Source organism: Citrobacter sp. wls718, from assembly GCF_005280945.1.
Classification (GTDB): Bacteria; Pseudomonadota; Gammaproteobacteria; order Enterobacterales; family Enterobacteriaceae; genus Citrobacter; species Citrobacter gillenii.
Genome location: NZ_SZWV01000103.1, coordinates 60,296 through 78,534, shown reverse-complemented (window position 1 = coordinate 78,534; position 18,239 = coordinate 60,296). Strand labels below are relative to the sequence as shown.

Annotated in this window: 20 protein-coding genes; 10 read left to right on the top strand and 10 right to left on the bottom strand. The window is 49.9% G+C overall.

The window, feature by feature from the left end:
* Positions 1–105: 105 nt before the first annotated feature.
* From csgG to csgD, 4 genes are read right to left on the bottom strand one after another with little or no spacing between them, the layout of a single operon-like run.
* On the bottom strand, positions 106–939 hold the full coding sequence (gene csgG / locus FDW95_RS20390; protein ID WP_096757595.1) for a curli production assembly/transport protein CsgG: 834 nt from the start codon (positions 937–939) through the stop codon (positions 106–108).
* 25 nt (positions 940–964) lie between these two features.
* Positions 965–1,378: a curli production assembly/transport protein CsgF gene (gene csgF / locus FDW95_RS20385; RefSeq protein WP_096757594.1), complete on the bottom strand. Its 414-nt coding sequence runs from the start codon at positions 1,376–1,378 to the stop codon at positions 965–967.
* 25 nt (positions 1,379–1,403) lie between these two features.
* The gene (gene csgE, locus FDW95_RS20380) at positions 1,404–1,796 is read right to left on the bottom strand and encodes a curli production assembly/transport protein CsgE (protein ID WP_115258887.1); all 393 of its coding nucleotides are present in this window, start codon (positions 1,794–1,796) and stop codon (positions 1,404–1,406) included.
* A 4-nt stretch (positions 1,797–1,800) separates the two neighbouring features.
* Positions 1,801–2,451, bottom strand: coding sequence for a biofilm master transcriptional regulator CsgD (gene csgD / locus FDW95_RS20375; protein WP_115258886.1), 651 nt, complete (start codon positions 2,449–2,451; stop codon positions 1,801–1,803).
* Between the two features lie 763 nt (positions 2,452–3,214).
* On the opposite strand from csgD, the gene csgB reads away from it, so the two are divergent.
* From csgB to FDW95_RS20345, 6 genes are all read left to right on the top strand, one after another.
* Positions 3,215–3,670: a curli minor subunit CsgB gene (csgB, locus tag FDW95_RS20370; RefSeq protein ID WP_115258885.1), complete on the top strand. Its 456-nt coding sequence runs from the start codon at positions 3,215–3,217 to the stop codon at positions 3,668–3,670.
* Positions 3,671–3,710: 40 nt separating this feature from the next.
* Positions 3,711–4,166 (top strand): curli major subunit CsgA, encoded by a 456-nt coding sequence (gene csgA, locus FDW95_RS20365; protein WP_115258884.1) that lies wholly within the window; start codon positions 3,711–3,713, stop codon positions 4,164–4,166.
* 60 nt (positions 4,167–4,226) lie between these two features.
* Positions 4,227–4,559 carry a curli assembly chaperone CsgC gene (csgC, locus tag FDW95_RS20360; protein WP_096757589.1) on the top strand — a complete coding sequence of 111 codons (333 nt, stop codon included), beginning with the start codon at positions 4,227–4,229 and terminating at the stop codon, positions 4,557–4,559.
* Positions 4,560–4,709: 150 nt separating this feature from the next.
* The gene (locus tag FDW95_RS20355; RefSeq protein ID WP_115258883.1) at positions 4,710–5,030 is read left to right on the top strand and encodes a type 1 fimbrial protein; all 321 of its coding nucleotides are present in this window, start codon (positions 4,710–4,712) and stop codon (positions 5,028–5,030) included.
* A 100-nt stretch (positions 5,031–5,130) separates the two neighbouring features.
* Positions 5,131–5,673, top strand: coding sequence for an O-acetyl-ADP-ribose deacetylase (gene ymdB / locus FDW95_RS20350; protein WP_115258882.1), 543 nt, complete (start codon positions 5,131–5,133; stop codon positions 5,671–5,673).
* A complete protein-coding gene (locus FDW95_RS20345; RefSeq protein ID WP_181517340.1) occupies positions 5,657–7,096 on the top strand; it encodes a phospholipase D family protein in 1,440 nt (479 codons plus the stop codon). The genes ymdB and FDW95_RS20345 overlap by 17 nt, the downstream gene beginning before the upstream one ends.
* A gap of 15 nt (positions 7,097–7,111) precedes the next feature.
* On the opposite strand, the gene mdoC is transcribed toward FDW95_RS20345, so the two are convergent.
* Positions 7,112–8,272, bottom strand: coding sequence for a glucans biosynthesis protein MdoC (gene mdoC / locus FDW95_RS20340; protein WP_115258880.1), 1,161 nt, complete (start codon positions 8,270–8,272; stop codon positions 7,112–7,114).
* Between the two features lie 271 nt (positions 8,273–8,543).
* Between mdoC and mdoG the strand changes: the two genes are divergently transcribed.
* The 3 genes from mdoG to FDW95_RS20325 all read left to right on the top strand — a co-directional run bounded on the left by mdoG (position 8,544) and on the right by FDW95_RS20325 (position 12,906).
* Positions 8,544–10,079 (top strand): glucans biosynthesis protein MdoG, encoded by a 1,536-nt coding sequence (mdoG, locus tag FDW95_RS20335; protein WP_096759435.1) that lies wholly within the window; start codon positions 8,544–8,546, stop codon positions 10,077–10,079.
* On the top strand, positions 10,072–12,600 hold the full coding sequence (gene mdoH / locus FDW95_RS20330) for a glucans biosynthesis glucosyltransferase MdoH (RefSeq protein WP_115258879.1): 2,529 nt from the start codon (positions 10,072–10,074) through the stop codon (positions 12,598–12,600). Before mdoG ends, mdoH begins: the two co-directional genes overlap by 8 nt.
* Before the next feature lie 78 nt (positions 12,601–12,678).
* Positions 12,679–12,906 carry a YceK/YidQ family lipoprotein gene (locus tag FDW95_RS20325; protein ID WP_096759434.1) on the top strand — a complete coding sequence of 76 codons (228 nt, stop codon included), beginning with the start codon at positions 12,679–12,681 and terminating at the stop codon, positions 12,904–12,906.
* On the opposite strand, the gene FDW95_RS20320 is transcribed toward FDW95_RS20325, so the two are convergent.
* The 3 genes from FDW95_RS20320 to FDW95_RS20310 all read right to left on the bottom strand — a co-directional run bounded on the left by FDW95_RS20320 (position 12,907) and on the right by FDW95_RS20310 (position 15,656).
* Positions 12,907–13,281: a MysB family protein gene (locus FDW95_RS20320; protein ID WP_096757583.1), complete on the bottom strand. Its 375-nt coding sequence runs from the start codon at positions 13,279–13,281 to the stop codon at positions 12,907–12,909.
* 81 nt (positions 13,282–13,362) lie between these two features.
* The gene (gene mdtG / locus FDW95_RS20315) at positions 13,363–14,583 is read right to left on the bottom strand and encodes a multidrug efflux MFS transporter MdtG (protein WP_135912261.1); all 1,221 of its coding nucleotides are present in this window, start codon (positions 14,581–14,583) and stop codon (positions 13,363–13,365) included.
* Positions 14,584–14,735: 152 nt separating this feature from the next.
* Positions 14,736–15,656, bottom strand: coding sequence for a Kdo(2)-lipid IV(A) acyltransferase (locus FDW95_RS20310; protein WP_096757581.1), 921 nt, complete (start codon positions 15,654–15,656; stop codon positions 14,736–14,738).
* A 221-nt stretch (positions 15,657–15,877) separates the two neighbouring features.
* On the opposite strand from FDW95_RS20310, the gene FDW95_RS20305 reads away from it, so the two are divergent.
* Positions 15,878–16,930, top strand: coding sequence for a rhodanese-related sulfurtransferase (locus FDW95_RS20305; protein ID WP_115258877.1), 1,053 nt, complete (start codon positions 15,878–15,880; stop codon positions 16,928–16,930).
* Between the two features lie 59 nt (positions 16,931–16,989).
* Here the strand turns inward: FDW95_RS20305 and FDW95_RS20300 are convergent, their stop codons facing one another.
* Positions 16,990–17,565, bottom strand: a complete 576-nt coding sequence (locus FDW95_RS20300; RefSeq protein WP_096757579.1) for a YceI family protein — start codon at positions 17,563–17,565, stop codon at positions 16,990–16,992.
* A 1-nt stretch (position 17,566) separates the two neighbouring features.
* Positions 17,567–18,133 (bottom strand): cytochrome b, encoded by a 567-nt coding sequence (locus tag FDW95_RS20295; RefSeq protein ID WP_115258876.1) that lies wholly within the window; start codon positions 18,131–18,133, stop codon positions 17,567–17,569.
* Positions 18,134–18,239 lie beyond the last annotated feature (106 nt).

Here is an 18,239-nt window from a genome sequence, read left to right as displayed (position 1 = left end):
GGCTGGCGTCCCGCCGTGAAAACCGAGAATCACCTTCGTTGACCAGTAAATAATAAAAAGCGTGAGGTTACCCTCACGCTTGTCGTTGTCTTTTCATATTAAGTATCAGGATTCCGGCGGTACCGACAAATGACGGTATTTAACCAGAATATCGTTATCGACCTGTTTCTTATCCTGCAAGTCCCATAATCCGCGATCAATCCCGTCGTTAATCAGGAAAATAACCCCTGTTTCAATGGCTGACATCAGGCACAGCATAACGGGTTCGTTAGAGGTATAACCGATTTCACCTTCCAGCAGACGTTGGTAATCAATGAAGCGGAATACCCCAGCCTGGACTTCATAGGAGAGAATGGTTTTGCTGGTGTTCACCGAAGAAAGGATTTCACCCGTGCTGACGTTGACCACACGCAGGTTGACCGCAATCTGATCAAGCTGGTATTGCGTGTCTGCGCCAATACCGAAATAACGCGCGCCAACCCCACCAGACTTAACGTTGCTTTCATAACCGATGATAGACCCTTCCACCATTACGTTTGCGGCGGTCAGTGACTGAAGCGGAATACGGTTATTTACAGCAACGGTACCGTTTTCTTGCGCAGCACGAATAATTTTTCGTTCGTTAAGCAAGTTCTGTAATCCCTGACGCTCCAGCGGTACAAACCAGCGAGAATCCTTCAATGCGGTGACCAGCATCGCCGTGGCACTTTGCGGGACAGCCGTTGAGAAGTTACTTGCCGGGTAAGGCTTAAATTGACCCGTTTCATCTTGAATGTTGTAAACCGAGACAAAAATCTTGCCCGTAGGCATTGGCAGGTGCGTCAAGTCCTTATAGCTTTGGGCACGCGGCATTAATGTCGGTTTAGCGGCTTCTTGTGGCGGGGCTGTTAAGCATCCGCTGAGTAAGAATATTGCAACCAAAATAAGTAAGCGCTGCATGATTTTTTCCTTTCGTAGCTATAGCTTAGAAGTCGGCTGACTGTGTTTGTAAACCCGACACTTCTATCGTCGATGTTTTGCCCGTTTTCCTGTCTGTGACATTGAGTTGCAGCTGCCCATCCCGGTTGGCGATATCAATGATAAAATCATTGGTTACCATCCTGCCCGGCTTACCGGTATTAATATTGGTAAGCAGACCGCCGAGAATTTGTGACTGGATGGCCTGGGTAAAGTTGTCCAGGGCCGATGGGGTTTCAAAACCGAAATCGTCACCACTTGGATCTTTATACGAGTTTTGCGCCTGCGCACTGTTCAGCAAAAAAGCGCCGTTATTTGGGTTGCCACCAAAGTTTGGATTGCGGAACTGGAACGTCATGTTTCCGGCCCAACTTAATGGTGAAATTAGCATGAGCAAAACCACTGCATGTTTGACACGCATGAAAGCCTCCGGACAAAATCATGTTTTAGAATTCATCACGCGCTAAATCGCTTGTGCTTAATAGTGTTTGATCTATTTGCCGACGATTTAATGCATCTTCTGTTTCAGCCAGAGCGAAGACGACTATTTTGTCGAAGTCTCTTTTCGTCGGGAATAAAAAAGTCTGGAAGATAACGTCCTGATTGATCGTTATGGTGATCCAACTTCCCCAACGTGCACTGGGCCTTTCATTGATGGTTAAGTTTCCTGTGTACTCACTTTCCCACTTGTCGCTAAACGCACGATAAAAATCATGGCCGATTGAAGAGACAGTGTGGTCGGTTAACAGTCCGGGAACCTCCACTTCTACAGCGGCGTGTAGATTCCCGGCAGCAAGGAATAAATTTGCTGCCACAATCCAGTTCAAATAGCGTTTCATGGCATTATCGCCTGAGGTTATCATTGGCCCACGAGACCGCCTGCGTACGGTTCTTCACAGCTATCTTTTTGAAAAGATTATAAAGATGCGTTTTTACCGTATTTTCACTGATAAACAGTGAGCGTGCGATTTCAATATTTGAGGCGCCGATACGCAGTTTATTAAGGATCTCTTTTTCACGATGTGTGAGTAGTGCTGACTCTGTACTGTTATAACGATAGTTTCCAGAATGTGTGATCAGGTAGCTGGCGAGCTTTTGCGAGAAGTAGCATTCACCGCGTAAAACGCCTTGTAACCCGGCCACCACACGCTGTTCATCTTCTGCTACGTAAAATACACCATTGATATGCGGCCAGTTTTCAATATCCCGGTACGGATAATCATCGGGTGTATTCAACAATAACGTCTTTATACTGTTGTTTTTTCTACTTAAGTTATCTTGCCAGTAATGGATCAGCTTTTTATCTGCCTCCATCATATCCAGTAAAACAATGCAGCTGGAGGAAATATCGTCCAGAGAACGTTGAATATTATGCAGTTTTCCGGTGAGCGCCAGCGATTGCTTTAAATGTTGTAATAATGCAGTTGCCTGCAGGGACGGTTTAGTGATCAACAATAATGTATGACCATGAATACTATGGACTTCATTAAACATGATGAAACTCCACTTTTATAGTCGCACACCTGACAGCTGCCTCTACTAAAATAGAGACACCAGAAGTACTGACAGATGCTGCACTGCTGTGTAGAAATAAAATATCGACCCAAAGGGGTGAAAATATTAAAACAAATGGACTTCAACTGATTTCAATCTAGCTATTACAAATCTTAAAGCAAGTGTTAAACTTGTTACAGAATGTAAATTTATATATTAAAATGTGATTTTAAGGTTTTTATTGAGTTTAGATTTGATAGGAAAGTTGTACACTTTACTGTTATTGCATAGATTTAAAAAATCATACAAATTATATTAATCTTATGATAAATAAGAAGTTTATTTATAGTTCTTTCGTTTTAGCTTTCTAATGAATTCTGAAGTTTTTGTCTCACTTTACGTTGAGTAATTTTCGACAGAAAAAAATGATGTTTGTCACGACTTGCGCCAAGGCCTATCAACACCTCGCGCTGCGAGGGCCTGAAGTCGCTGAAGATTGGTTTTTTATGCTTCTGCATAGAAATGCACATCTCACGCTAAAGCCAAAATAAAATGTATACAGATAACAGCGTTATTGGCTGTTAATTAGTACTTTGGGGTGAATCTGAATATAAAAATACCACTCGCGGGTGAGTGATTTAAAATGTTTCAACGGACATACTCTTCATCGTAACGTGGCATTAACAAGTTTAAGTCATGTTAACAACAAAACTTGAGTGGTAAATAATTCAACTTCATGTACGACCAGGTCCAGGGTGACAACATGAAAAACAAGTTGTTATTTATGATGTTTACAATGCTGGGTGTGCCTGGAATTGTGTCCGCAACAAGTTATGACATGGCTAATGCAGAATATAACTTTGCGGTAAATGAATTAAGTAAGTCTTCATTTAATCAGGCAGCCATTATTGGTCAAGTAGGCGCTGGGAACAGTGCCAATACACGCCAGTCGGGCTCGAAGCTATTGTCGGTCATTTCGCAGGATGGTTCAAGTAACCGAGCGAAAATAGATCAGGCAGGATCATATAATCTTGCATATATAGATCAGGCGGGTAGTTCCAATGATGCGAGTATAAAACAAGGTTCTTACGGTAATACGGCCGTTATTATCCAGAAAGGTTCGGGTAATAAAGCAAATATTACCCAGTACGGTACACAAAAAACAGCAGTTGTGGTGCAGAGACAGTCGCAAATGGCCATTCGCGTGACTCAACGCTAATCCATGAACGACTTTTAAATCAATCCGATGGGGGTTTACCATGAAACTTTTAAAAGTGGCAGCATTCGCAGCAATCGTAGTTTCTGGCAGTGCTCTGGCTGGTGTTGTTCCACAATGGGGCGGCAACGGCAATCACCATGGTGGTGGTAATAATTTTGGTCCAGAATCATCAATGAGTATTTACCAGTATGGTTCTGGCAACATTGCGAATGCGCTGCAAAGTGATGCACGTAAATCCGATGTGACCATCACCCAGCATGGGCGTGGTAACGGGGCAACCGTCGGACAAGGTGCTGATGACAGTACCATCAGTCTGAAACAGTCAGGCTTCAGCAACAGCGCTGACATCAATCAGTGGAATGCTAAACGTGCGGACATTAACGTGACCCAATACGGTGGTCGCAACGGTGCGGTGGTTAATCAGACTGCGTCTGACTCCAACGTTCTGGTTCGTCAGGTTGGTTTTGGCAACAACGTCACGGCTAACCAACATTAATTCAGTCTGCTGACTGAGAATAAACAGGGCGAAAGCCCTGTTTTTTTTCGGGAGAATAGTATGCATACGCTATTACTTATTGCCGCGCTGTCAAATCAAATCACCTTTAATACAACCCAGCAAGGCGAAATGTACACCATTATTCCTCAGGTAACGTTAACGCAACCCTGTGAATGTCAGGTACAAGTCTTCGCGATACGTGAAGGGAAGGGGGGGCAAAGCCAAACGCAGCAGAAAACAAGCCTTTCGGTCCCTGCTAATCGGCCGATTGATTTAACTAAGCTGAGCTTTAATATTTCCGCTGAGGACTCAGTAAAAATTATTGTCACCGTTTCGGATGGGCAATCGCTGCATCTCTCACAACAATGGACAGACTCATCCGGTCATTCTTGAGGGACTGAAGTATTTGCAGGTCGGGTGTGGCTGGGAGCGCATTGCTGTTCTATGAATATAGAAACGTGAAGATGTTTTTATCGGGTCGTTAATCGCAGCGGTGAAGGATCATACCGATCCCTCAAGAGGACTAATCATTGAGGAACCTTTATGTGTACTTTAGCGAACAGAATTCTGAGTATTGGCATTGGCGTTTTTTCTCTTTTTACAGTATCCGTAAGTGCTCAACAAATCTCAGCGGGTGGGATTATTCATTTTCGCGGTGAAATAGTAGAACCGCCTTGTGAAGTTAGCACCCAGCAACAACAGATAGAAATGTCATGTATACGCGACGGCAAGATGCAAAGTAGCCGTTTTAATGCGCAACAGGTCACTCTGGTGCCGCAGAATGTTAAGCAAATTGCCAGCGCTAACATGCACTACCTCAATGAGCAGAAAACCCTCGCTATTCTTAACATTGAATATAAATAAGTCGTTCTGGCGTAGATATGCAGCCGTTTCGTTAAAAAGTGAGATTTCCTGGAAAACCCTGCTGTACACTGAAGAGAAGGTGTTTCGTCAGGGGAAGTTTATGCAATCGCGTGTTCATGTGGTACAGGGCGACATTACGACGATGGCTGTTGATGTGATCGTCAATGCTGCCAATTCGTCCCTATTGGGAGGCGGTGGCGTGGATGGGGCAATTCATCGCGCTGCCGGACCGGCATTGTTGGAGGCCTGTAAACAGGTTATCCAACAGCAGGGAGAATGTCCAACGGGTCATGCGGTCATCACTCTGGCAGGCAATCTTCCTGCGAAAGCGGTTATTCATACCGTGGGGCCTGTGTGGCAGGGGGGCGATCATCATGAAGCTGAACGTCTCGAAGAGGCCTATTTGAACACGCTGCATCTGGCCTTAGCCAATGGCTATCAATCCATTGCTTTTCCGGCGATTAGCACGGGAGTGTATGGTTATCCGCGCGCAGCAGCAGCGGAAATCGCCGTCAACACGGTGTTGAGGTTCACGACCCGCCGGGCGCTACCTGAGCAGATTTACTTCGTGTGTTTTGATGACGAAACGGCCCAATTTTATAACAGATTACTCACCCAGCAAGGCGATGATAACCCAGCCTGATATGACGCGGCTCGAGCGCGCAATTACTCCGCTTTGCGCCAGCCATCCTGAACAATGCGGCATCCTTGCGCTGGATGACAGTCTGGATGCGTTTGCCGCTCGCTATCGACTCACTGAAATGGCAGAACGCTCCCTGGATGTGCAGTATTACATCTGGGAGAACGACATGTCCGGGCTGCTATTGTTTTCGGTACTGCTGGCCGCAGCGAAACGTGGCGTGCGGGTCCGTTTGTTGCTGGACGACAACAACACGCCGGGTCTGGATGATACGCTGCAATTACTGGATAACCACCCGAATATCGAAGTCCGCCTGTTTAATCCTTTCTCTTTTCGCATCTTGCGTGCGGTGGGCTATTTAACCGATTTCGCCCGACTTAACCGCCGTATGCACAATAAAAGTTATACCGCCGACGGGGTGGTCACGTTGGTTGGCGGGCGCAATATCGGTGACGCCTATTTTGGCGCAGGCGAACAGCCGCTATTTTCAGATTTGGATGTAATGGCCGTTGGGCCGGTGGTGACCGAGGTTGCGGATGATTTTGAACGTTACTGGCAGTGTCAGTCCGTTTCAACACTCAAAAAAGTGCTCTCACTGTCAGAGCCTGAACCTACCCAGCGTATTGACCTGCCGGAGTCCTGGTATAACGATGATATAACTCGCCGTTACTTGAATAAGCTGGAAACCAGCCAGTTTATGGCCAGTCTCGATCGGGGGGCGTTGCCGCTGATTTGGGCCAAAACACGCCTGCTCAGCGACGACCCGCTAAAAGGTGAGGGGAAGGCTCCGCGCCATTCGCTATTACCTCAGCGCTTGTTCGATATTATGGGCTCACCTACCGAGCGTATTGATATTATTTCCGCCTATTTTGTACCTACCCGGGCGGGCGTGGCCCAACTGCTGCGTTTGGTGAGAAAAGGGGTCAAAATTGCCATTCTAACCAATTCGCTGGCGGCGAATGATGTGGCAATTGTTCATGCCGGCTACGCGCGCTGGCGAAAAAAACTGCTGCGCTATGGTGTGGAATTATATGAGCTTAAACCGACACGCGATCGCGCCACGGCTGTGCACGATCGCGGATTAACCGGTAATTCGGGCTCGAGTTTGCACGCTAAAACTTTCAGTATTGACGGGCGTAAGGTGTTTATCGGCTCGCTTAATTTTGATCCGCGCTCCACATTGCTCAACACGGAAATGGGATTTGTGATTGAAAGTGAAAGCCTGGCCGCACTAATTCATAACCGTTTTATGCAGAGTCAGCATGATGTTGCCTGGCAATTGCGTCTCGATCGCTGGGGACGGATTAACTGGGTTGACCGCCAGCAGGGTCATGAGCAGGTGCTGAAAAAAGAACCCGCCACCGGATTCTGGAAGCGGGTATTGGTGAAGCTGGCCTCGATATTACCGATTGAATGGTTGCTCTGAACGACGTAACCCAAGCTAACCAGTGACGGCCTTGTTTTTGTCCTGCTTAACCGGCGGTTTTCCTGAAAACAAAAACTTCAGTACCGGGATCCGGAGATGAATTTCGTACAGTATCACCGCGATCCCGACCACAAACAGCAGTCCACAGAGAAAGCCCAGCAGATTGGATGAGATGTGCGGTGTGATATAGGCGCCGAAAAACAGCGTTAACGGATGATGCACCAGATAAATAAACAGCGATGCATTGACAAAATAGGTTACGCGCGCTGACTGAAAATTCAATAAACGATAGCCGAGCGAAAAGACCACGTTAACCATCAACAGCCCCAGAACCATGGTTACCACGTATTCAGTTTCATACATCCAGGCGTCGCCGTTGCCGTAACGTTGGTTGAGTAGGTACGCCACAAAGGCCGCTCCTGCACCGAGAGTGCAACCACGCGAGGGGGTGGTGAACAGCGCCTTCAGATTGGGATTAATGAATGCCAGCGCGCCGAGCATAAAGAAAGGCACATAAAACAGCGTTTGCATGACGACAAAATTAAACATGCCGTCGCTGAGGATCGAAGGGTAGAGAATAAAAATGGTTCGTCTGACGACGGCGTAGCCCACACCAAGCAAGGCAAAAATTAGCGTTAACTTTACCATTGACGCTGGGGCAGGGGGCGTTCCCTGCTGGCTTTCCTGACGCTTCTTAATTTGGGTAAATACCCACATGCTCACGGTCGTTAACACCACAAGGACCAGCAAAAACCACAGATGAGAAATGAGCTCCCAGGCAAGGGCGTTATATTTATCGTACCCGCTGAGCGTGTGCCAACTTTCTGCTTTCCCTTTTACATATTGCAGCATGATAAATTGCGGCAGTGTGAGCAAGGGAATCGCGGTCAACATCGGGATCCCCACGCGCTCAACACGCACTTTCCACCAGCGTTTTAATGGATAGCGTAAAAACAACATGTAGGAAAAATAACCCGAAATAACAAAAAACACCTGCATGCGAAACGCATGGATGAAGTCGTTAAACAAGGTTAGCCACCACGACGGTTCAGCACTGTTCACGTGCCAGGTGTGTGTGGAATAGATCAATGAGATATGGAATGGGATCCCCAACAACATCAGCCAGGCGCGGATGGAGTCAAGAAAATATTCACGCGGAGGGGATACAGAGCTCATAAACAGTTACGTATTCTCAGACTTTTCGTCTTATCCCTAAGACGAATAATGGTTACATTCGAGGGCAACCCTACACGAAGTCCAACAACCTGTCTCCAGGATAAGCACGCAAAGTGAAAACAGGCAGGTGAACCTGATTAAACCATGAGCCAGCGCGCGAACAATACAGGGATTCAGTTGTCGGAATACCCGATTATCCATTAAAATGGATCGGATCAATATAAGCACACAAAGGGGGAAGTGCTTACTAATTATGAAACATAAACTACAAATGATGAAAATGCGTTGGTTGGGTGCAGCAGTCATGTTAACGCTGTACACATCTTCGAGCTGGGCATTCAGTATTGATGATGTGGCAAAGCAAGCTCAATCCTTAGCCGATAAAGGCTATGAGGCGCCTAAAAGTAACTTGCCCTCCGTTTTCCGCGACATGAAGTATGCGGATTATCAGCAGATCCAGTTCAATCACGATAAAGCCTACTGGAGCAATCTCAAGACCCCATTTAAGCTCGAGTTCTACCACCAGGGTATGTACTTCGACACGCCGGTCAAGATCAACGAAGTTACCGCCACAGCGGTAAAGAGAATCAAATACAACCCGGATTATTTTAATTTCGGCGATGTTCAGCATGATAAAGACACGGTAAAAGATCTCGGTTTCGCCGGGTTCAAGGTGCTGTACCCGATCAACAGCAAAGATAAAAACGATGAAATCGTCAGCATGCTCGGTGCCAGCTATTTCCGCGTCCTGGGAGCCGGTCAGGTTTATGGCCTGTCTGCACGCGGCCTCGCTATTGATACCGCACTGCCTTCCGGTGAAGAATTTCCCCGTTTTCGCGAGTTTTGGATCGAACGTCCAAAACCGACTGACAAACGTTTAACCATCTATGCATTGCTGGACTCCCCACGCGCCACCGGGGCCTATCGTTTTGTGATTATGCCAGGCCGTGACACGGTGGTGGACGTTCAGTCCAAAGTTTACCTGCGCGACAAAGTAGGCAAACTGGGCGTTGCGCCGCTGACCAGTATGTTCCTGTTCGGGCCGAACCAACCGTCTCCGGCGACCAACTATCGTCCGGAGCTGCATGACTCTAACGGTTTGTCTATCCATGCTGGCAACGGCGAGTGGATTTGGCGTCCGCTGAATAACCCGAAACACCTCGCGGTGAGTAGTTTTGCGATGGAAAACCCGCAGGGATTTGGTCTGCTGCAACGTGGCCGCCAGTTCTCGCGTTTTGAAGATATCGACGACCGCTACGACCTGCGTCCGAGTGCCTGGGTAACGCCGAAAGGTGACTGGGGCAAGGGGAAACTTGAGTTAGTTGAAATCCCAACCAACGATGAAACCAACGACAACATCGTCGCTTACTGGACGCCGGACCAACTGCCTGAAGCAGGCAAAGAGATGAACTTCAAGTACACGCTGACCTTTACCCGCGATGAAGACAAACTTCATGCGCCGGATAATGCCTGGGTACAGCAGACACGTCGTTCTACCGGTGATGTCAAACAATCGAACCTCATTCGTCAGCCTGACGGCACGATTGCATTTATCGTGGATTTTGCCGGCGCAGATATGAAAAAACTGCCGCAGGATACCCCAGTCACCGCGCAAACCAGCATTGGTGATAACGGTGAAATCGTTGAGAGTACGGTGCGTTATAACCCGGTCACTAAGGGTTGGCGTCTGATGCTGCGCGTGAAAGTGAAAGATGCGAAGAAAACCACTGAAATGCGTGCTGCGTTGGTCAATGCCGATCAGCCGTTGAGTGAAACCTGGAGCTACCAGTTACCTGCCAATGAATAAGACAACTGAGTATATTGACGCAATGCCGCTTTCGGATATCGAGAAAGCGGCACTGCCGAAAACTGACATCCGCGCCGTTCATCAGGCGCTGGATGCTGAGCATCGTACTTACTCGCGCGAAGACGATTCACCGCAGGGGTCTGTTAAAGCTCGCCTTGAGCAAGCCTGGCCGGATTCTCTGGCCAAAGAGCAGTTAATTAAAGACGATGAAGGACGCGACCAGCTGCAGGCTATGCCGAAGGCTACGCGTACATCTATGTTTCCCGATCCCTGGCGTACCAACCCGGTAGGCCGTTTTTGGGATCGTCTGCGTGGACGCGATGTTACGCCGCGTTATCTTTCTCGTTTGACGAAAGAAGAACAAGAAAGTGAACAGAAATGGCGTACCGTCGGGACGATTCGCCGCTATACGCTGCTTATCTTAACGCTGGCGCAAACGGTCGTTGCGACCTGGTATATGAAGACCATTCTTCCGTACCAGGGCTGGGCGTTCATTAATCCGGCAGACATGATGGGGCAGGACCTGTGGGTCTCCTTTATGCAATTGCTGCCCTATGTGCTCCAGACCGGTATCCTGATTCTGTTTGCGGTATTGTTCTGCTGGGTATCGGCAGGGTTCTGGACCGCGCTGATGGGGTTCTTGCAACTGCTGATTGGCCGCGATAAGTACAGTATTTCCGCGTCAACGGTGGGGGATGAAGCATTAAACCCTGAGCACCGCACCGCGTTGATCATGCCTATCTGTAACGAGGACGTTGACCGCGTATTCGCGGGGCTGCGCGCCACGTGGGAATCGGTGAAAGCCACGGGTAATGCTGCGCATTTCGATGTCTACATCCTGAGCGACAGCTACAACCCTGATATCTGCGTGGCGGAACAAAAAGCCTGGATGGAGCTGATCGCTGAAGTGCAGGGCGAAGGACAGATTTTCTACCGCCGTCGTCGTCGTCGTGTGAAGCGTAAAAGCGGCAACATTGATGACTTCTGCCGTCGCTGGGGGAATCAGTACAGCTACATGGTCGTCCTGGACGCTGACTCGGTAATGAGCGGCGATTGCCTGACCGGTCTGGTGCGTCTGATGGAAGCGAACCCGAATGCCGGTATTATTCAGTCGTCGCCAAAAGCGTCCGGTATGGACACGCTGTATGCACGCTGCCAGCAGTTTGCTACGCGCGTGTATGGGCCGCTGTTTACCGCCGGGCTTCACTTCTGGCAGCTCGGGGAGTCGCACTACTGGGGTCACAACGCGATTATTCGCGTGAAGCCGTTTATTGAGCATTGTGCGCTCGCACCGCTACCGGGTGAAGGCTCGTTTGCGGGTTCGATCCTCTCCCATGACTTCGTGGAAGCGGCGTTAATGCGTCGTGCAGGCTGGGGGGTGTGGATTGCCTACGATCTGCCGGGTTCTTATGAAGAGCTGCCGCCAAACCTGCTTGATGAACTGAAGCGTGACCGTCGTTGGTGTCACGGCAACCTGATGAACTTCCGTCTGTTCCTGGTCAAAGGGATGCATCCGGTTCACCGTGCGGTGTTCCTGACGGGCGTGATGTCTTATCTGTCTGCCCCGCTGTGGTTTATGTTCCTCGCGCTTTCAACCGCATTGCAGGTGGTGCATGCGCTGACGGAGCCGCAATACTTCCTGCAGCCGCGTCAGCTGTTCCCGGTGTGGCCGCAGTGGCGTCCTGAACTGGCGATTGCACTGTTTGCCTCAACCATGGTGCTGCTGTTCCTGCCGAAGCTGCTGAGTATTTTGCTCATCTGGTGCAAAGGGACGAAAGAGTACGGCGGTTTTGTCCGCGTGACGCTGTCGCTGCTGCTGGAGGTGCTGTTCTCCGTGCTACTGGCGCCGGTGCGTATGTTGTTCCATACCGTCTTCGTGGTCAGTGCTTTCCTCGGTTGGGAAGTTGTCTGGAACTCGCCGCAGCGTGATGATGATTCCACTCCGTGGGGTGAAGCGTTTATGCGTCACGGCTCCCAGCTGCTGCTGGGTCTGGTCTGGGCGGTCGGTATGGCTTGGCTGGATCTGCGCTTCCTGTTCTGGCTGGCACCGATTGTCTTCTCCCTGATCCTGTCGCCGTTTGTGTCGGTGATTTCCAGCCGTTCAACGATAGGGTTACGTACCAAGCGCTGGAAGCTGTTCCTGATCCCGGAAGAGTATTCTCCTCCGCAGGTGCTGGTGGATACGGATAACTACCTGGTGATGAATCGCAATCGCTCGCTGGATGACGGCTTTATGCACGCGGTGTTTAACCCGTCATTTAACGCACTGGCTACGGCGATGGCGACCGCGCGTCACCGCGCCAGTAACGTGCTGGAGATTGCCCGTGACCGTCATGTCGAGCAGGCGCTGAACGATACACCTGAGAAACTGAATCGCGATCGCCGCCTTGTGCTGTTGAGCGATCCGGTGACTATGGCGCGTTTACATTATCGCGTCTGGAACTCGCCGGATAAGTATTCGTCGTGGGTTAATTATTATCAGGGGATAACCCTGAACCCGCTGGCACTCAGGAAGAAATAGAACACCTGAAATGTGAAAATACCGGCCTGGTGCCGGTATTTTTTTATGCGGATGACAATGTTGTTAATGAGGGTTCAGGTGCGAATACTTGCGGTTGGAATCATGGTCATCTTGCTGAGCGGGTGCGGCAGTATTATTAGCCGCACGATCCCGGGGCAAGGTCACGGAAATCAATACTATCCCGGCGTGCAGTGGGATGTCCGGGATTCAGCATGGCGCTATGTCACCCTGATCGATCTGCCTTTTTCACTGGTGTTTGATACGCTGCTGTTGCCCCTTGACATCCACCATGGTCCCTACGAGTAATTACCGCTCATCCCATTCGTCGGCTGCCGTCTGACCTTCCTCGGTATCCAGAGGTGGTTCAAGCTGGAATTCGCCTTCATCCCACTCGTGGAGGGTATTTTCCTCCAGCCACTCCTGGCGAATTTCAATCTCATCATAATCGCCATCAAAGACGCTTTGTGCCGCTTCACCGCTCAGCATCGGCAGACATTCGCCTTCCTCATCTTCGTCGGCGAAAAACTCAGCCTGCCACATGATGTCACCATCCTGTAGCACATACTTTTGTACGTTCAACTGCTGAACACTGGCGTCGTCCGCATCTAGGTCGGGGTTATCAGCCAGAAACTCTTCACGGGCAGCATCAATGGCTTCTTCCAGCGTGGCATACATGGTCATCAGCGTCTCCCTTTGATTTAATGAGGTATTCAGGGAAATAATAGTTGATTCTCCGCTAGTGCAAGTATGAATGCACAAAAATCATTGCGTGCGCTGGGTTTCGCGACGTCTGCGCAGGCTGTTCCAGGAGTAGAGCGCGTTAAATAAGACCACTCCCGCGGTCACGCAGAAGACCGCGCGAAAACCATAGTTGGCTGAAATAGCTGCGCCCATCAGTGGCCCCGTCACGTTGCCAATATCACGAAATGACTGGTTGTAGCTGAAAATACGCCCGGCTATTTGGTTGGTTGAGTTATAGACCAGCAGCGTTTGTACGGCAGGGAGCAGTGCGCCGTCGGCGGCTCCCAGCAAAAAGCGCAGGACGCCGAGCTGCCAGGGCGTCTGGACGAATGACATGGGGATGAGCAGCAATACGGAAATGACCAGGGCGACAATCAGGATCTTCTCAGGGCCTATGCGGTCGCCTAATTTGCCCAGCCTTGGCGCGCTGAGTAAAGCGGCCACGCCGGGAACGGAAGCGATCATGCCGCTGATAAAAGCGATATTGCCGACGTTACCCGCCAGTTCCCGCACATACAGCGTCAAGATAGGTGCGATGGATCCGGTTGCGACCTGAATGATCAGTGTGGTGACGAACAGACTCAGTACCAGCTTTGGATTTTTTAAGGATCCGACGACCTCCCGAATGTGCAACATCTCTTTTTTGCTGACCGATTGAAAATGCTCACGAATAAAAAATAACGTCAGCATAAAACAGAGCAGCAGCACGCTGGCGGTAATAAAAAAAACGGGGCGCAATCCGTATTGGTCGGCAAGCAAGCCTCCCGCCAGCGGGCCCAGCAGTGCGCCACTGACGCCGCCGGTTGAAAGTGTTCCCAGCGCCCAGCCGCTTTTATTGCGCGGCACCTGGGTGGCGATCAGCGCATTCGCATTGGGAATGAACCCACCAAGCAGTCCCAGCAGCGCACGCAGGATCAAAAACTGCCAGATATTTTGCGCCAGCCCCATTAGCAGCATCACGACAGCCATCCCCAGCGCTGAGCGCAGGAGCATGATTTTCCTGCCTTTGCGATCTGCAAGGCCGCCCCAGAAAGGTGAAGCGATAGCTGAAAAAAGAAACGTAATGCTGAACACCAGACCCGACCACATGTTCAGGGCACCGTGTCCCGTCACGCCGAGGCTTTCGACATACAGGGGTAAGAAAGGCATCACCAGGCTAAATGCTGCACCGGTTAAAAAGCAACCGAGCCAGGCAACCGTGAGATTACGCTTCCAGTTGATGGAGACATCTGAGGGTGACATAGCGATCCGCAGTGTGGCGCGCTGTTTGCGCTATCGTGTAAAAATAAGTAAGCAGACTAATTATGCGCCTGGTTGATAGTCGCTGCAATGCGCAGAGCAGTAAAACCTAAACGGAGGGGGAGATGTTGCAGCCCGCGGGCTGCAACAAAGGGTCAGTACAAGGAAGGTGCGCCTTCAGGGCGTGTTTTGAACCGGCGATGTAGCCACATATATTGCTCCGGCGCCATCATGATGCATTTCTCAATAATTTTGTTCATCCACGCGGCGGTGGTTTCAGCATCGTCCAGCGGCGGCGAACATTCCGGCGGCAGCATAATCAACTGATACCCTTTGCCGTCAGGTTTACGACGAGGGACAAACGGCACCAGACACGCATTGGACATCCGCGACAGCATCCATGTCCCAGAGGTGGTTGCAGCCTGCTCTACAGCAAACAGCGGCACAAAGACGCTGGAGCGTGGGCCGTAGTCGTGATCCGGGGCATACCAGACCACTTCACCTTTCTTCAGAGCCTTGACCATCCCTTTTAGATCTTTACGATCGAGCATTGATTTATTGGAGCGCATACGCCCCCAGGTTTGCAGCCAGTCGAGCAGCGGATTGTCGTTGGGGCGATACACCCCGATACCGGGTTCCTGTAAACCAAACTGACGCGCGCCTAATTCAAGCGTCAGAAAGTGCAGACCCACTAACAGGATCCCACGCTGCTGTGCCTGAACATCACGAATATGCTCCATGCCGATTACTTCGGTCCAGCGCGTAATACGACGGTCGGACCAAAACCAGGCCATGCCGGTTTCCACTACGCCCATGCCGACGGACTCAAAGTTTTTTACCACCATCCGCTGACGCTCTTGTTCGCTCATCTGCGGGAAGCACAGCTCCAGATTTCGCGAAACAATCTTTGCCCGGCGTCTCATCACATGTAACGCCAGACGACCTAATGTACAGCCCAGCTTATAGAGGAACGGATAGGGTAACTGCACGATCAACCAAAGGATACCAATACCTAGCCAGGTTAACCAATAACGTGGATGCAAAAGTGCAGCCGAGAACTTGGGTAAATTCGTCATGTCTATCCTGTCATTAAACGACCAATGCCCTGTATTGTCGCATTTTTTCGCGCGTATCAAAAATTTGTGACGGGAGAATGGCTGGTTTTTCGTCAATTGTTGTGACGCTTTTATCATGAAGTATGAAATGTAGCGTAAAATGTGTGGATGTAAATTGGCGATGTTTGCTTTATGATGCCGGCCGATTTTCATCTTTTTACTGACTGCAGGAAACGTACACCATGCCAGTGTTACACAACCGCATTTCGAATGACTCGCTCAAAGCTAAAATGTTGGCGGAATCTGAGCCGCGCACCACGATTTCATTTTATAAATATTTCAACCTCGTTAATCCTCAGGATACGCGTGATGCGCTGTACCAACTGTTCACCGAGCTGAACGTTTTCGGGCGCGTATATCTGGCGCACGAAGGCATTAACGCACAAATCAGCGTGCCGCAAAGCAAGGTTGAGGCATTCCGTCAGCAGCTGTACGCGTTTGATCCTGCGTTTGCCGGGCTGCGACTTAACATTGCGCTGGACGATGACGGAAAATCGTTCTGGGTACTGCGCATGAAAGTCCGTGAACGTATTGTGGCAGATGGCATCGATGATCCTGCTTTTGATGCCAGCAACGTTGGTGATTACCTGAAGGCGGCAGAAGTGAACGCCATGCTTGACGATCCTGACGCGGTGTTTATCGATATGCGCAACCACTATGAGTATGAGGTGGGGCACTTCGAGAACGCCATGGAGATCCCGGCAGATACGTTCCGCGATCAGTTGCCGAAAGCCGTTGAAATGATGCAGGAACATAAAGATAAAAAAATCGTAATGTACTGCACGGGCGGTATTCGCTGTGAGAAGGCCAGCGCCTGGATGAAATACAACGGGTTCAGTAAAGTCTGGCACATTGAGGGCGGCATTATTGAATATGCCCGTAAAGCTCGAGAACAGGGACTTCCGGTACGCTTCATCGGTAAAAACTTTGTTTTTGATGAGCGGATGGGGGAGCGGATCTCCGAAGATGTTATCGCACATTGTCACCAGTGTGGTGTGGCGTGCGACAGCCATACCAACTGCAAAAATGACGGCTGCCATCTGCTGTTTATCCAGTGCCCGGCCTGCGCCGAGAAGTACAAAGGGTGCTGCAGCGATCTGTGTTGTGAAGAGAGTACGTTGCCTGAAGAGGAACAACGTCGCCGTCGCGCAGGTCGTGAGAATGGCAATAAAATTTTTAATAAGTCCCGTGGCCGTCTGAATACTAAACTGGGTATTCCGGACCCTGCGCAATAAAATGATGCCGGATGAGGGCTACAGCCTCATCCGGCTTCCATTTTGGCAGCATTGAGATGCTATTTCTGCTGAACACCTTCTACCGAGATGATTAAGTCTACTTCCTGTGAAGCAGGCCCCAGGTCGGTGGTGATGTTAAAGTCCTTCAGCTTAATCTTCCCTTGCGCTTCAAAGCCTGCACGGGTGCCGCCCCACGGATCGCCACCCTGACCAATAAGCTTCGCGTCCAGCGTGACCGGTTTGGTGACGCCGTTCAGCGTCAGATCCCCGGTAATATCCAGGTCGTTACCCGCTTTCTTCACGCTGGTGGAGGTGAAGGTCGCCTGCGGGAATTTGGCGACGTTAAGGAAATCTGCGCTGCGCAGATGCTTGTCACGCTCGGCATGATTAGTGTCAACGCTGTTGGTGTTAATGGTGACGTTCACTTTATCGGCGGCTGGATTTTTTTCATCGAAGGTAAACGATCCGTCGAAGTCTTTAAAGGTGCCGTACAGCCAGCTGTATCCCAGATGCTGAATACGAAAATTAACAAAGGCATGTTGTCCTTCTTTGTCGATTTTGTAATCTGCCGCGATGGCCGAACCGGTGGTAAACAGTAAAGATGCGAGAGTCAGTCCCAGCAGGTTTTTTTTCATTTTAAGCTCCATAGTCAGATGACGATTTTCCCAACATGCGATTAAGGGTATCGTCGTTGTCGATAAAGTGGTGTTTCAGGGCCATCAGCCCATGTAAAAGAGAGAGGACCACAACGCTCCAGGCAAGCCACAGGTGCAGACTCCCGGCGAGATCGGCCTGCGCCCCGGCATTGGCGAGCGTGGCGGGGATCTCAAACCAGCCAAAGACGCTGATGGGTTTGCCGTCTGCGGTCGAAATTAAATACCCACTGATGACAATGGAGAACAGCAGCAGATATAAACTGAGGTGGCCCAGGGCCGCAGCCAGACGAGTTAAGCGAGAATAGCTTTTCAATGCCGCAGGAGGAGGAGAGAACAGCCGCCAGACCACGCGAATCACCAGCCCCATCATCAGCAATACGCCGATGCTTTTATGCAGTTCAGGTGCCTGGTGGTACCAGCCATCGTAATAGCTGAGTGTGACCATCCATAAACCCAACGCAAACATGCCATACACGGCAAGCGCGACCAGCCAGTGTAAAACGGCTGACACCACACCATAGCGCTGTGGACTATTATTGAATTGCATAAATACACCGATAGATATTTCAGAAGTGAATGAAAATGGCCTGTAAAAGACATTAATGCAACTAATAAATAACAATAGTGATGATATTTATTCTTAATTCAATAAA